13 protein-coding genes are annotated in these 14437 nt (G+C 42.9%); 6 read left to right on the top strand and 7 right to left on the bottom strand.

Going from position 1 to position 14437, the window contains the following annotated elements; translation table 11 throughout:
* Positions 1-2: 2 nt before the first annotated feature.
* From A0125_RS08660 to A0125_RS08640, 5 genes are all read left to right on the top strand, one after another.
* Positions 3-647: an HD domain-containing protein gene (locus A0125_RS08660; RefSeq protein ID WP_066754659.1), complete on the top strand. Its 645-nt coding sequence runs from the start codon at positions 3-5 to the stop codon at positions 645-647.
* 89 nt (positions 648-736) lie between these two features.
* On the top strand, positions 737-1495 hold the full coding sequence (locus tag A0125_RS08655) for a glycerophosphodiester phosphodiesterase (RefSeq protein ID WP_066754657.1): 759 nt from the start codon (positions 737-739) through the stop codon (positions 1493-1495).
* A gap of 208 nt (positions 1496-1703) precedes the next feature.
* Positions 1704-2957, top strand: a complete 1254-nt coding sequence (pepT, locus tag A0125_RS08650) for a peptidase T (protein ID WP_066754655.1) — start codon at positions 1704-1706, stop codon at positions 2955-2957.
* 40 nt (positions 2958-2997) lie between these two features.
* A complete protein-coding gene (locus A0125_RS08645; protein ID WP_066754653.1) occupies positions 2998-3570 on the top strand; it encodes a nitroreductase family protein in 573 nt (190 codons plus the stop codon).
* 295 nt (positions 3571-3865) lie between these two features.
* A complete protein-coding gene (locus A0125_RS08640) occupies positions 3866-4861 on the top strand; it encodes a DUF4365 domain-containing protein (RefSeq protein WP_066754651.1) in 996 nt (331 codons plus the stop codon).
* A 279-nt stretch (positions 4862-5140) separates the two neighbouring features.
* Here A0125_RS08640 and A0125_RS08635 read toward each other — a convergent pair whose 3' ends face one another.
* Positions 5141-5392, bottom strand: a complete 252-nt coding sequence (locus tag A0125_RS08635) for a helix-turn-helix domain-containing protein (protein ID WP_197464835.1) — start codon at positions 5390-5392, stop codon at positions 5141-5143.
* A gap of 30 nt (positions 5393-5422) precedes the next feature.
* Here A0125_RS08635 and A0125_RS16645 point away from each other — a divergent pair, with 30 nt between their 5' ends.
* Positions 5423-5614 carry a SymE family type I addiction module toxin gene (locus A0125_RS16645; RefSeq protein ID WP_082784976.1) on the top strand — a complete coding sequence of 64 codons (192 nt, stop codon included), beginning with the start codon at positions 5423-5425 and terminating at the stop codon, positions 5612-5614.
* A gap of 137 nt (positions 5615-5751) precedes the next feature.
* Here A0125_RS16645 and A0125_RS08630 read toward each other — a convergent pair whose 3' ends face one another.
* From A0125_RS08630 to metG, 6 genes are all read right to left on the bottom strand, one after another.
* Positions 5752-6879: an NAD(P)-binding domain-containing protein gene (locus tag A0125_RS08630; protein ID WP_082784975.1), complete on the bottom strand. Its 1128-nt coding sequence runs from the start codon at positions 6877-6879 to the stop codon at positions 5752-5754.
* A 143-nt stretch (positions 6880-7022) separates the two neighbouring features.
* Entirely contained in the window at positions 7023-8018 is a 996-nt protein-coding gene (locus tag A0125_RS08625; RefSeq protein ID WP_066754646.1) for a hypothetical protein, read from the bottom strand.
* Positions 8019-8031: 13 nt separating this feature from the next.
* Positions 8032-8676, bottom strand: a complete 645-nt coding sequence (locus A0125_RS08620; protein WP_066754645.1) for a hypothetical protein — start codon at positions 8674-8676, stop codon at positions 8032-8034.
* Positions 8676-9212, bottom strand: coding sequence for an RNA polymerase sigma factor (locus A0125_RS08615; protein ID WP_066754643.1), 537 nt, complete (start codon positions 9210-9212; stop codon positions 8676-8678). Before A0125_RS08615 ends, A0125_RS08620 begins: the two co-directional genes overlap by 1 nt.
* 144 nt (positions 9213-9356) lie before the next feature.
* Positions 9357-11918 (bottom strand): TonB-dependent receptor, encoded by a 2562-nt coding sequence (locus tag A0125_RS08610; RefSeq protein ID WP_066754641.1) that lies wholly within the window; start codon positions 11916-11918, stop codon positions 9357-9359.
* 332 nt (positions 11919-12250) lie between these two features.
* The gene (gene metG / locus A0125_RS08605; protein WP_066755675.1) at positions 12251-14320 is read right to left on the bottom strand and encodes a methionine--tRNA ligase; all 2070 of its coding nucleotides are present in this window, start codon (positions 14318-14320) and stop codon (positions 12251-12253) included.
* Positions 14321-14437 lie beyond the last annotated feature (117 nt).

The following is a 14437-nucleotide window of genomic DNA, read 5'->3' as shown; positions in this document are numbered from 1 at the left end:
ATATGGATATCATCGAAAGAACGGTTGCCTTCGTGCAACACACCTTGTCAGGCGCAGAGTCTGGCCACGATTGGTGGCATATATTGCGCGTGTGGAACAATACCAAATTGATTCTGCAGACGGAACAAGCTGATCCATTGATCTGCGAATTGGCGGCGCTGTTGCACGATATTGCCGACAGCAAATTCCATAACGGCGATGAAAGCATTGGTCCGCGCATTGCTGGCGAATTCCTCCGTAAAGAAGGTGTGGATGCGGCGATTATCGAGCATGTGCAGCAGATCATTCTCAATATGTCTTTCAAAGCTTCATTGGGCGAGATCACCTTTGATTCGCCCGAGTTGCGTGTGGTGCGCGATGCGGATCGCCTGGATGCGATCGGCGCGATTGGCATTGCTCGTGCATTTAATTATGGCGGTTTTAAGAATCGGGAAATCTATAACCCCACGATTCCAGTAGAACAAAACATGAGTAAAGAGGCGTACAAAAATACGACGGCGCCGACGATCAATCACTTCTACGAAAAATTGCTGTTGTTGCAGGATAAGATGCATACCGAAACTGCCAAACGCATTGCCGCTCAACGGCACCAGTATATGGAAGGATTTTTGCAACAATTTTATGCAGAATGGGATGGTTTGGCTTAAGCGCCGCCTGATTTAATATGCTTTTAATATGGGATTGTTATCTTAGCAATCATCGGGATGCCAAACCCTGATGCATAAAACACAATCACATGAAAAAACACTTTTTATCCTTATTGGTCATGACGGTAATGGGATTATCTGCGATCGCGCAAACGAAAGTAATTGCCCATCGCGGAGCTTGGAAACAAGATAATTTACCTCAAAACTCCATTGCTTCGCTGCAAAAAGCTGCTGCGCTGAAAGTTTGGGGATCTGAATTTGATGTACACCTCACCAAAGATGATGTATTGGTGGTAAACCACGATGCTGACTTCTACGGAATGGACATCGCCGGAGCCACGCACGCCGAATTGCGCACAAAAACACACCCGAATGGCGAATACATTCCTACGCTAGAAGAATACCTAAAAGCGGGACTGAAATTAAAAGGTTTGAAACTCATCTTGGAGTTAAAATCAAGCAGTTTGGGCAAAGCGCGTACACAAGATGCTGTGCCGATGGTATTAGCGGTGATTAAAAAACTAAAAGCACAAGATCGTATCGAAATCATCTCTTTCGACTATGAAGCCTGTCTGAAATTTCGCGAACTGAATGCGACGATCCCGGTACATTATCTGACGGGCGACAAATCTCCACAGCAAATCAAAGATGCAAAACTGACGGGCGTAGATTATCATTACAGCTTATTCCAAAAAAATCCAACTTGGATTCAGGAGTTTAAAGCTTTGGGACTGAAAACCAATGCCTGGACAGCTAATAAGCAAGAAGATATCCAATTCTTGATCGATCAAAAGATCGATTTCATCACCACCGATGAGCCAGAATTGGCGTTGAAAATGGTGAAGTAAACGAATATACATTAACGGGAAGGCTGCCAGAGGAAAAGACTCCGGCAGCCTTTTTCATTTCACGGCAGATGACCTGTTTTCCGTTATAAAATCTTAATTTTGAAAGCAGCGCATTTATTCTGCCGATAGCAATTATCGGTGGCAAAACAGGGATTGACAAAACGGCATTTTGCATCCGCTGAAAGCGCGCATCAGACAATAAAAACACATGACAATAAACGACATTACCACCTATGAAGTTGCGGATCGCTTCACGCGATACGTACAGATAGATACACAATCCGATCCTTATGCGACAAGCTTTCCATCTACGGAAAAGCAGAAAGATTTGAGTAGGATATTAGTGCAAGAATTGTTGGATCTGGGCATCAGCGATGCGCATTTGGACGAGTTTGGCTATGTGTATGCGACCATTCCAAGCAATACAGACAAGCAAATTCCTGTGATTTGTTTTTGCTCGCACGTAGATACTTCGCCTGATAGTTCGGGTACACAGGTAAAACCGCTAATTCATACCAATTATCAAGGTACGGATTTAGTGCTTCCTGATGATCCGAGCGTGGTTATTCGCTTTGCAGATCATCCGGATTTGGCGAATCAGATCGGCAACGATGTGATTACAGCCAGTGGCAAAACCTTGTTGGGCGCCGATGATAAAGCCGGCGTAGCCGAAATCATGGATGCCGCACGCTTGCTGATGCAAAACCCCGAAATCAAACACGGCACGATCAAAATCTTATTCACGCCCGATGAAGAGATTGGCCGCGGCGTCAACCACGTAGATATCGCCAAGCTCGGTGCCGATTTTGGCTACACGATGGATGGCGAACGTGCCGGAACAATCGAAGATGAAACATTTAGCGCAAACGGGTTGACCATCACGATTCAAGGCGTATCAGTACATCCTGGCTTCGCTAAAGGAAAGATGCAAAGTGCGGTAAAGATCGCGACGGATATTATTGCGGCGTTGCCGAATGATCGATTATCGCCGGAGACGACGCGCGGAAAAGAAGGTTTCGTACACCCGAACAGAATCAGTGGAACAGTGGAAGAAGCGACGATTGAGTTTATCATCCGCGATCATAACACGGCTTTGTTGGACAGTCACCAGAAAGAGGTGGAAGATATCGTAAAATCGGTCATCGCCAACTATCCGAAAGCTACGTACCAAATCGACGTACAGGAACAATACCGCAACATGAAAGAAGTGCTCGATCAGCATCCGCAAATCATGGAAATAGGCATAGAAGCGATTCGTCGCGCGGGTATGGAACCCGAGCGTCGTAGCATTCGTGGTGGTACCGACGGTTCTCGTTTGTCGTTTATGGGATTGCCGTGCCCGAATGTTTTCGCTGGCGGACATGCGTTTCACGGCAAACAGGAATGGGTATCGCGCCAAGATATGGAGCAGGCAGTGAAAACGATTTTACATATTGTCGCACTTTGGGAAGAGCGCGCGTAATTGATAAAATAATATTTAAACATACATACAACAACGTACGATGAGTAAAACCAATGACGTGTTGCAGGCGATCCAGAACAGAAGATCCTTGATGCAACCTAGTTTTTTAGATAAAGAAGTAAGCCGCGAAGATATCGAGCTATTGCTTGAAGCGGCAAATGCAGCACCAACGCACAAAAGAACGCAACCTTGGCGCTTTGTGGTATTCAAAGGTGCTGGCTTGGAGCGTTTAGGTACAGAGCTAGCGCGCATTTACAAACAGGTAACGCCTGCGGAGAAATATGCCGAGCAAACGGAAGTAAATATGGCCAAAAAAGCGACTACTGCTCAGGTAGCAATCGCGATCGTGGTGAACTACACCGGCGAATTGCCAGAATGGGAAGAGTTAGCTGCGACGGCTTGTGCGGTGCAAAACCTATGGTTAGCTGGCCACTCAATTGGCATCGGCGGTTACTGGGCTTCTCCAGGTTTGATCAACCACATGGGCGATTTTCTACAATTGGAAGAAAAACAAAAATGTATTGGTTTATTCTACCTTGGTTATGCGGATACAGCACATGAGCGCGAACCAGTGCGCTCTCCTATCGCAGAAAAAGTTCGCTGGGAAGAGTAAGTTTTTTGGGCTTAAGCCTGGTGATTTAAGTTGATATTTTGAAAAGGAGATGCTGAGAAGCGTCTCTTTTTTTTGTTGGGGGGGGTGATATTATGATTTTAGCACACAATACTCTTGTTTACTATTTCAACATTGGGAGCTTAGCATAAGAAAATGCAGTGTTGGCAATCAAAATAAAGACTAAACCACGACAAATCAACTTAAAAATTTTATTCAGAGAATTGATTATTAAATTTTATATATTTTACATTCTTAAATATCTCATATTGTTTTATCACGAGAAAAAAACTGTTCAATGGTCTATAATGTAGAGGAAAGAATTGGCATTTATTCCGTAGCGAAGATTTTTAGCGAAAAACTACAATGGATTTTTCGAGAGCAACCAATAAATGATTTCGGCATAGATGGATTTATAGAACTGACAAAATACGATGTGACATTAAAAATCTATGTTCCAACGGGAAAGTTATTCGGAATCCAAGTGAAATCTGGGAAAAGTTATTTTAAAGAAAAGTCAAACAATAGTTTGACATACCGAGGTTCTAAAAAACATGTCGATTATTGGAAGAACTATTCAATACCTGTGTTTGTAATCATTTATGATAAAGAACTGAACAGAGCATACTGGCAAAATGTAAATTCAAGCACAATAATACTTACCTCTAAATCATTTAAATTAAAAATACCTCTACAAAACATTGTTGATAAGAAATCTTCTGAAAGATTAGCAGGTTTAACCTTTTATAAAAACACATACGAATATAAACTATGGCAACTTCGAAATTCAATTAAGGAGGTGAAGGCTCTGGTGAAAAAGGACCAATACTTATATGTCGAAATTGAATCTTCTCATTTTTTTCAAAGCTATAGTGTCACATTAATAATAAGCGATGAAAACTGTAACAATCCTGCCGAGGTAGTACACAGGTTATACGAATACAATTCTTATCGATTCGAATATCGATTTCTAATTTCGAAGGACAATAGTTTAAAAGAGGCAATAAATGACACATTACCTTGGGCAGACCTGTTTTTGGCTGACGAGGAGTTTTCTGACAAGCTTCTTATCCAAGCTATTTTTAAAGAGATTTTAAATTTTCATGTTGGTGAATTTAACACCGATATTATTAAGTTAAAGGATAGTGATGATCTTTTTAAACTTGCCACTTACCTTGCCGACAGCTATGCATTTCAAATAAAATTAAAGCCTAACCAGTTAGGTTATGCATTTTTAGAATTAGAAAATTTCTTAAATAAAGATCCTATCGTTAAACAAAGGGTATTTATCTAGGCTAGAATTATAATAAGTTAAGATCTTTAATATGACCTTATATCAAGCAGCAGTTTACTCATATAAACTTTCAGATTCCTTCACCAATTAACCACCCTGTAAACGCCAAGAAAAGTGTTTTAGAAACTAAAAAAAACAACAGCTAGAAGAGTACTCTATTGCAAATATATGTGTTGGTGCTGTTATTTCGAATAAAGAATCCAAATGACTAATAGGGATTATATCAAACTATCAACGACTTGGCAAAAGAAATTTACATTTTCAGTGGGCTTGCGGCTATCACTTCCCCTCCACCAACTCTGAAACTGAAATTTCTAAAGCTGTAGCGATCTTCAGGAGTGTACTTAGACGAGGATTGGTTTTACCGTTTTCAATCATGTGCAGTTGGGTTCTACCGATCTCGCAATAGAAGGCAAACGACTTTTGGTCGAGCCCTTTCTCTTCCCTCAACTCTTTAATCTTGAGCCCCATACTTTTGAAGTATTTCTCTTCTATCGTGTTCACTATAACGAATATCCATATATAATCCATATCTTATGTTCGCAATAACGAACACACTTAATGAAACCCACACGAAAACTGAAAATACATTGTAAATTTCGCAGTAGGCGCTGGGATAATATTGCTGTTCCAGAAATTAGACTAGAGGGAAAATGGTTGGAAGAAGCGGGGTTCAAGCCAGGTGAGCATGTAATTGTTTGCGTCAGGAAAAACAGATTAACAATTATATTGGATAACACGAGGATTAAGTAAATAAATGAATAGTCGAAAATAATTCTGCAAGATATATTCCCTTTATATATGAGCATTGTGATAACTGCTGCTCGATGAGATCGAAAAATAATCTAAGCAATTCACGAAGTGATTTTGCCTGCACGACGTATTACATACTACAAACCCAGTGTTTCGATCAATTCACTAGCGACCACGCGTCCCGCTCTATTAGCCCCAATGGTAGAGGCAGAAGGGCCGTATCCAGCAAGATGTATGCGATGATCCTGCGCGACTTGAGTCGCCAATTTTCCCGACATCACAATTCCACCTTGATCGTTCATCAAATGTAAAGGCGCCAAATGATCCAGCGAGTGATGAAACCCCGTATTCCAAAAGATTACATCCGCATCCAGCGTGGTACCGTCGGCCCATTGCACACCACGCTCGGTAATTTTATCAAACATCGGTTTTCGATCCAAAATCCCTTTGTCCATCATACCGCGAATCGCAGGCGTTGTCGGCAAACCCGTGACCGACACGACAGAGCGCGGCGGTAAGCCATCACGCACGCGAGCTTCGACCATAGCAACCGCTTCACGACCTAAATCTGGATTGAAATCAAAATCTTTGAATTCGGGCGGTCTTCGCGTCACCCAAGTAGTTTCGGTGACTTCGGATATTTCTCGAAGTAGTTGGATGGCAGAAATTCCTGCGCCGACGACGATGACATGCTTGCCTTCAAATGCTTGCGCATTTCTATAATCTACGGTGTGCAGTTGCTGGCCTTTAAATAGTTCCGATCCTGGGTAGATTGGTATTCGTGGTGTTTTCCAAGTTCCTGTTGCATTGATGATGCCTTTGGCGCTGAACTGCACGCCATCTGTATGAATGAGAAAGCGGTCTTTTCTTTCAGTTACATTGGTTACTTTGAGTGGTCGTATGACAGGCAGTTCAAATGTTTTTTCGTACGCTGCATAATAGCGAGGCAAGGCCACAGAGGCCAGCAAAGTTTTATCTGTTGTGTTGACTGTCTCATCAAAAGATAAGCCGGGCAAATCGTTGATGCCATTGACATTATCTAGCGTTAAAGAATCCCAGCGATGTTGCCAAGCGCCGCCAGCCCCCGATTCATCATCGATGATTACGAAACCTTTGCCGGGTTCAATACCAGACTTTTTTAAATAATATGCCGCTGACAAACCGGCTTGTCCCGCACCGATAACAACAATATCCACATGGTAAAAAGCTTTTGGCTTTGTTGTATTGATTTGCGAAGTACTATTATTGTTTTTGTTTGTTGCCATACAGAATGCTTAATGGAGCGATTGTTCTTTCTGAAAAAACACTTCAATGTATGCTATTTCTGTCTTTTGTATAGCATAAGTTTGTAAAAATCCTTTCTTGCTGAATAAGTTATAGTTTGATATTGATAGGCGCGGTAGGTCGATTAATCTTGATAGGTGTAAAAGTATAGTCGATTATAATATGGGAAATACGATTCGCGATAGTCTTTTATTATATCTGCTTCTCGTATTTGCTCTTCCATGTCTTTACAAGCCTCTAAATCACCTTTATGATAGCGCACAGATGCCATCTTGCCACGATTATTAATCATGGATATCACATTTAGTCCATCACGAGTAGGCATAGCGTAATCCTCTACAAAAATTCTTTTATGATATAATTTATGTGCATACTCTTCCATCACAGGATTGCAAATCATATCAGAATCCCAATGTGTTAGGTACAAATGTGAAATCTTCTCTGGCAAAGACAATGATATACGCATACGTACCCTACGACCATGATGTATACTCGGTTTCCATGATCTTTCGGTTTTAAAAAAGGTAGATAAGATGGAGTCTGAAGGATTAGTATCGCTTAGGATAATCTTACCGTCCAGATCTAGATCGAAGCTCAACCAACGTATTTTCCCCATTGTTATGTATTTCGTAGTTGTATCTACGGACGGCATAAGTTGATGCACGTAATTGACCCATCTTCTCATGAACATCCCTGTGCCGCCTGGAGATTCTACATTCAGTGTATTGTGCCCTCCAAAAACTTTATGAATTAGATAATCATTCTGCCAAGATGTAAAAAATAGTTCACCGGTATATTCATCAAACTGGTACGAAGCACTCACACTCAAACTGTCGCGATCGATATACAAGGATGGTGGTACGGCATCAGCAATAGTGTTCAACACGGCACTATCTATTGCGTATGCTGGTACAACACGGATGAACAAGTTGCTCGATTTATTTTTATTAAATTCAAAAGTGATCCGACCGCTAAAACCCTTTTTCTCCAATATAGCCGTACGTATTTCTCTTTCAATCGTGTTAGTCAAGCTATCCATAGCGACCGGTTGTACTTGCGCATAGCTGTGCTGCATCGTCAAACTTAGGAAGGCGATGAATATTATTTTTAGTTGTTTCATATGTTAGGCGATTTTATTCTTCTGCAATATGTAAACGGAACTGTGCATACTTACCTTCCCACCGAAGTTCTTGTCGAATCGTTTCTTTGATCTTTTCAACAAATTGTGCATCATTGGTGCCGCTTATACTGATGTGTTCAGCATGCCCTTTTACGATGTCGAACTGTATATCCAACGAAATAGCACTTGCGTAGGACGACAAGCTTTCGTCGAGTTTTTGGGAAAACCGATCCCACCCTTTCAAAGGTCTTGCATCCGATTTTTCTTCGGGGACAACTTGCACACGAAGTGCAGGCGTGATAATTGTAATGCTCTCTGGTTGTGTAGCAATAGTAGGTTTTTGATGTAAATGTCTGAATACCAATAACGAACAAACAACAACAAACATAACTGCCGCTACTAAGCCAATTGCCAAGCGTTGCCAGCCGAAGAACCGCCTATTGCGCTCCAAGTCTCTCTGTTCTATGCGCGCTGCCAAGCGCTTTTGCAACAAGCTCAATGGTGCCGTTTCTACGCCTTTCTGCAACTTATAACCATCGATCGCATCTTGCAAAAAAGGATCGTTGATGGCTTCGCGTTCCAAGGCATGCATATCCTCTTGGCTCATGAGCCCAGCTACATAATTGTGAATTCGAGATAACTGATAATTATTGTCCATTACATTTTTTCCATGCACAGCTTTAGATTGCGCTTCCCATTCTGAATATAGCTTTTCACTTTATTCAGATCGAAACCCGTCATTGCTGCAATTTCTTTATAACATTTTTTTTCCAAGTAAAATAGGCGTACACATTGCTCTTGCTCTGGTATTAGCCCAACCAAGCAAACTTCCAGTTTCTCAAAATCTTGCTCCAGCCACGCTACCTCCTCCGGTACAGCCAACTGTGCTTCGGCTTCGATCAGGTACTGCTCTATCGGCACGTTGTTTTGGCGTTTGTCTTTCCGGATTTGCATGAGGCAATAATTGCGCGCATATACATAAAGCCAGCTTTTAAAATTGTCCACTTCGTGCGTCCGCAGTTTTTTGATGAGCTCTTCAAAGATGTACATCACGGCATCCTGACTATGATCCTGATCTTGCAGGTACTTGTAGCACACACCATAGAGTAGCGACATATAGGGAGTAAATAATCTTCCCAAATCTTGCAGATTTCCGGTCTGTCTATAGCGTATGAGCAGTGTGCGTTCGTCCATTAAAGTAGTTTACTTCGCTATTATAATGATGCTGGAAGATACAACTTTCCATAAACTCTCTATGGAAAAAAATAGCCCGCTACTCCTTATGTAAGAATCAGCGGGCTTCACTTGGTTTGGTTGGTTCGTTTACAAGATCATGTGCTAGCGCCACGCGTAGCGTAATGTGATGCCGTAAGTACGTGGATCGCCTAACACGGCGGCATAATGACCTGCATTACCAGCGCCTGGAAGTAATTGCTCAAAATAATTGGTATTAAACACATTGCGCGCCCACACCGTGACCGAGACGCCATCTTGCGAGCGAAAACCAATGCGTGGATTGACCAAGGTATAACCTGGGACGACTAAATAGGCAGATGGTGTCGGGTTAGACGAAAATGTAGAACGGTAAAAGCCGTCGGCCGCGAAGAAATATTCGCCGCGCTGCCCGAGAAAGCGCGCCGATTTTGATTTTACTTCTGCTCCAAACGAAGTTGCCCACTCTGAAATACCAGGCAATCGACCGCCAGACACATCGACAAAATTTGGTCCGCCTGTTCCTTCCAACGGTGGCGGCGCATTGGTAAAGGAAACATATTTGCCATCGGTATAGGCTACTGAGCCATACATGCTGAACCAATCGCTCACGCGCGCATTGGCATCAAACTCGAGGCCTTGTACACGCACGTGTTCCGCATTTGCCAAATAACCGCGGTTGACAGCAAGATCAGCCGCTTGCACTTGTGTTTGGTAATCGCGTACATCGGTATTATACACCGTTAAGTTTAGCTGCATGTTGGTGGTAGGATTGGTTTTGATGCCCAGTTCATAATGCGCAACGCGCTCGGGTCTGATCACAGCTAACTCCAACATCGGCTGCCCGTCTTGATTTGGCAATCCACCAAGATTCAAACCTACTGGCTTAAAGCCAGTAGAAAAGGTCGCAAAGGTGTTGATTTTTTCATTGGCTTTATAAGCAAGGGTGATTTGTCCCGAAAGATTTGTATCATCGACACGCGCCTCAAAAGCTTGATCAGAATATAGACCACGCTGCAAAGCGATCAGCGCAGGATCTTCCGTTTGCAAGCCGCCAAATACTTCGCGTCGAAAGTTGACCGACTTATCATCGTAATTTAACCTCAAGCCAGGTAATAATCGCAGATCAGGCAGAATTTTCCAATCAAATTGTGTAAACAAAGCCGTACTAAATGAGCGCATACTGGGATAGGAACGAATGCCTAAGCCTTCAAAAAGCCCAGGAGTTTGCCATAGTGAACTTTCCGAATTTTGTGCAAATCGCCATTGATCGACGCCTGCCATCTCCGTATGTGCGGGATCGGCATCCAATTTTTGCCCGAATGCATACAAACCAAAAACAGCACTCAATGTCGAAGAAAAATCTCCCGCCCAGCGCACTTCTTGCGACCATTGGTCATGTCGTGATGGTGCCTGCGAGAGTGCTAAAGCTTGTAAACCAGTAAAATCGCGATCATTTGAAGGGTCCCAATTCCAGAAACGCCAAGCACTTGTCGATGTCAATGTACCGCCGCCCAACTTTACGTCTACGTTGGCCGACAAACCACCAAGATCTTGATTAGATCGCCATGGCGTATCATGATCAATGATACGATCAAAGGGATTTCGAGAAGGAAGATCGTAGTTGAGATCCCGAATGATTTGTTCGAATTGCCGATAGTCCGCTCGCAAAGTGGGTGCTACACCGGCGAATACCTGCGCATAACCATCTGGTCGCTGACGAGTAAGATCGGCAGCAAACAAGACATCTACTTTCTCTGATGGTTGGTACAGGACTTGTCCACGGAAACCTAAATTATTGAGTTCATTAGTATGTTTTTGCGTAGCGACGTTATATAGTACTCCATCTCGTTGCGTACCACTAAAAGACAGTCTGGCGGCAATTTTATTCGTGATTGGTCCACTAATTGATCCTTTTGCTTGGATAAAACCATAATTTCCGTACGACACTTCGGCATCCGCTGTACTATGAAATGTAGGTTTACGTGTGGTGATGTTGAATGCTCCTGCCACCGTATTTTTACCGAATAAGGTGCCTTGCGGCCCGCGCAATACCTCAATCTGCTCGACATCGATAAAATCTAATGTAGTGACGGCATTACGCGCATAATACACTCCATCGACATAAAAACCAACGCCTGGGTCAATGCCATCATTAGTGAGGCCAAATGTAGTGCCCAATCCTCGAATGCTGATGCCGGTATTGCGCGGATTGGAAGAGTAAAGCTGCACGGAAGGCACGATTTCTTTGATCCGATTCACGTTGAAGGCGCCCGATTCTTCGACAAATTTGCCGCTCACGACGGAAATAGGAATGGGTACATCTTGTAGTTGCTCTTGACGTCGGCGCGAGGTTACGATGACTTCTTCTACTTGGTTTTCCGCTTCGAGTTGCAGCGTAATTGCCGCTTCCGATTGTCGATTATCGATGAGCAATTCGCTTGATCTGTAGCCGACCGAGGCAGCTCTAATTCGGAATGGTGGCAATTGCGTCGGTATTACAGAAAATTGCCCGTCGGCGTCGGCTGCAAAACGTTGATTCGTTTCGCGAATAGTAATGGTTGCATGTGGAACTGGCTGATTCTGCCGATCAACAACTTTGCCTTGTATAGCGGGCGCCGTGTGTTGACCAACTGCGATGGAACTGACTAATAGATAAGTGCTTAATAATAGTATGATCTTGTACATGAAATGAAATCGTATGATTGAACTTTGTTTTTAAACTTATGGATAGAAGTGCCATAAGGGCACCTAGAATGAGGAGTATTTATTTCATTACGCACTCCATCTGATGAAGATTTGCCCGAAGGCTGACCCTAATTAAATACATTTGCTTAGTGATATTGACGCTACTGACCATCAGTAATGTGCAACAAATATAGAATAATCTTTACAAAGACTATAGATTTAATAGACTTTTATTTTTAAAGATATAATACCCACGCCGTAGCATAAAAAAAGCTCCTTCATTCACTTGATCAGATGAATGAAGGAGCTTCGTACAAAGTTTGTCTTTGCTTTTAACGGATGGTGCTTCCGACTTGTATCGTGGAGCTAGGCTGCACAAAGTCCAAGCGGCCGTCGGCATCTTCGGCCATGAGAATCATTCCTTGTGACATGATACCTTTAATTTCGCGTGGCTCTAGGTTGACCAAAATAGACACCTGTTTGCCAACAATATCTTCCGGTTTGAAAAACTCGGCAATTCCCGATACCACAGTACGCTGATCGATACCTGTATCAATCTTTAGCTTCAGCAGCTTTTTCGTTTTCGCGACCTTCTCTGCCTCCAAGATGGTTCCAACCCGTACATCCAGTTTCACAAAATCATCAAAACTGATGTTTGCTTTTGCCGGCGCAGCCGGAACGACTTTCTTGGCATTATTGGCTCTTGCTTGCTCGAGCTTCTGCAATTGCAAATCGACCTGCTCATCAGTAATCTTGTCGAACAGCAAAGCTGCCTCATGTAACTGATGGCCGGACGACAGCAAGGCCGCTTGACCTGCATGCTCCCAAGGCTGTGGTTCAAGACTAAGCATATCGAAAAGTTTAGCAGCCGTTTTTGGCAAGAATGGTTGTGCCATGATCGCCAAATTGGCCACGATCTGCGAAGCCACAAATAACACCGTCTTCACGCGCTCTTCGTCCGTTTTCACCACTTTCCAAGGCTCTTCATCTGCCAAGTATTTGTTTCCTAAGCGTGCTGCATTCATAAAATGCGCCATAGCTTCACGAAAACGATACTGTGCAATTGATTGCTGGATTAGTTCGGGGTATTTTGCTAATTCCTCAAAAACAGCATTATCTTCTGGCGTCAATTTAGTACCTAAGCTCACCGCACCTTCAAAATACTTGTGCGATAAAACCATCACACGGTTGACGAAGTTGCCTAAGATGGCTACCAGTTCGTTGTTTACCCTTGCCTGAAAATCTTTCCAAGTGAATTCGCTATCCGATGTTTCCGGCAATATCGAGGTCAATACATAGCGTAGCTCATCTTGCTTGTCAGGAAATTCTTGTAAATATTCATGTAACCACACGGCGTGATTGCGTGAGGTAGATAGCTTCTCGCCTTCTAGATTCAAAAATTCATTGGCAGGCACATTTTCTGGTAAGATATAATCTCCATGCGCATGCAAAATCGCTGGAAAAATAATGCAATGAAATACGATATTATCCTTGCCGATAAAATGGATCAAAGTAGATTCTTCTTCTCGATTGTCTTTGGCTTTCCAATAATCTTCCCAGTTTTTACCCTGATCTATCGCCCACTGTTTGGTAGCAGAGATATATCCGATCGGTGCATCTAGCCACACGTAGAGTTTTTTGCCTTCAGCTTCCTGCAAAGGAACGTCTACACCCCAATCCAAATCGCGGGTCATCGAACGCGGTTGCAAACCCGACTTCAACCAAGATTGGCATTGGCCAAATACGTTGGATTTGAGTACATCCTTCTTTCCTTCGATTAGCCACTGCTCCAGCCAAGCCTGATATTTATCTAATGGCAAGTACCAATGTTTAGTTTCCTTCAATACGGGTGGTTTGCCACTCAACGTGGATTTGGGATTGATCAGATCCGTCGGACTGAGCGACGTGCCGCATTTCTCACACTGATCGCCGTACGCACCTTCGTTTTGGCAGTGCGGACAAGTACCCGTGATATAGCGATCGGCTAAAAACTGATGAAATTCTTCATCATAATATTGCGCCGAAAAACGCTCGATAAACTCCCCTTTATGATATAGGTTCAGGAAAAAATCCTGTGATAATTCGTGGTGAATCTTCTCCGATGTACGATGATAAATATCGAATGAAATACCAAACTCTTCAAAGCTATCTTTGATTTGTTTATTGTATTGATCAATGATTTCTTTGGGTGTTACTCCTTCTTTTTTTGCTTTAATCGTAATCGCCGCGCCATGTTCATCTGATCCACAAACATACACGACATCCTTACCTTGCAACCGCAGAAAACGCACGAAAATATCTGCAGGGATATAGGCTCCCGCCAAATGCCCGATATGTAGTGGTCCGTTGGCGTACGGCAAAGCGGAGGTGATGGTATAGCGTTTTTTACTTAAAATATCCAAAGTATGTCGAAAATAAATGTTAATATTAGGCAGCACATGCTAAATTGCTGAAAAGCAAAGATAACTCAAATTGCGCGATTTCATAATTGGTTTGCGCACTATATTTAGATAACAAAG

This window comes from Sphingobacterium populi, from assembly GCF_001586775.1.
Classification (GTDB): Bacteria; Bacteroidota; Bacteroidia; order Sphingobacteriales; family Sphingobacteriaceae; genus Sphingobacterium; species Sphingobacterium populi.
The sequence above is the reverse complement of the archived record's forward strand: the minus strand, read 5'-3'. Positions and strand labels throughout refer to the sequence as shown.

Excerpts from the sequence above, each read along its gene's own strand:
- A0125_RS08645 (WP_066754653.1), top strand. The coding sequence starts at position 2,998 with ATGAGTAAAACCAATGACGTGTTGCAGGCGATCCAGAACAGAAGATCC.
- A0125_RS08655 (WP_066754657.1), top strand. The coding sequence starts at position 737 with ATGAAAAAACACTTTTTATCCTTATTGGTCATGACGGTAATGGGATTA.
- A0125_RS08640 (WP_066754651.1), top strand. The coding sequence starts at position 3,866 with ATGGTCTATAATGTAGAGGAAAGAATTGGCATTTATTCCGTAGCGAAG.
- A0125_RS08635 (WP_197464835.1), bottom strand. The coding sequence starts at position 5,392 with ATGGATTATATATGGATATTCGTTATAGTGAACACGATAGAAGAGAAA.
- A0125_RS08620 (WP_066754645.1), bottom strand. The coding sequence starts at position 8,676 with ATGGACAATAATTATCAGTTATCTCGAATTCACAATTATGTAGCTGGG.
- A0125_RS08625 (WP_066754646.1), bottom strand. The coding sequence starts at position 8,018 with ATGAAACAACTAAAAATAATATTCATCGCCTTCCTAAGTTTGACGATG.
- A0125_RS08610 (WP_066754641.1), bottom strand. The coding sequence starts at position 11,918 with ATGTACAAGATCATACTATTATTAAGCACTTATCTATTAGTCAGTTCC.
- A0125_RS08660 (WP_066754659.1), top strand. The coding sequence starts at position 3 with ATGGATATCATCGAAAGAACGGTTGCCTTCGTGCAACACACCTTGTCA.
- A0125_RS08615 (WP_066754643.1), bottom strand. The coding sequence starts at position 9,212 with ATGGACGAACGCACACTGCTCATACGCTATAGACAGACCGGAAATCTG.
- pepT (WP_066754655.1), top strand. The coding sequence starts at position 1,704 with ATGACAATAAACGACATTACCACCTATGAAGTTGCGGATCGCTTCACG.
- A0125_RS08630 (WP_082784975.1), bottom strand. The coding sequence starts at position 6,879 with ATGGCAACAAACAAAAACAATAATAGTACTTCGCAAATCAATACAACA.
- A0125_RS16645 (WP_082784976.1), top strand. The coding sequence starts at position 5,423 with ATGAAACCCACACGAAAACTGAAAATACATTGTAAATTTCGCAGTAGG.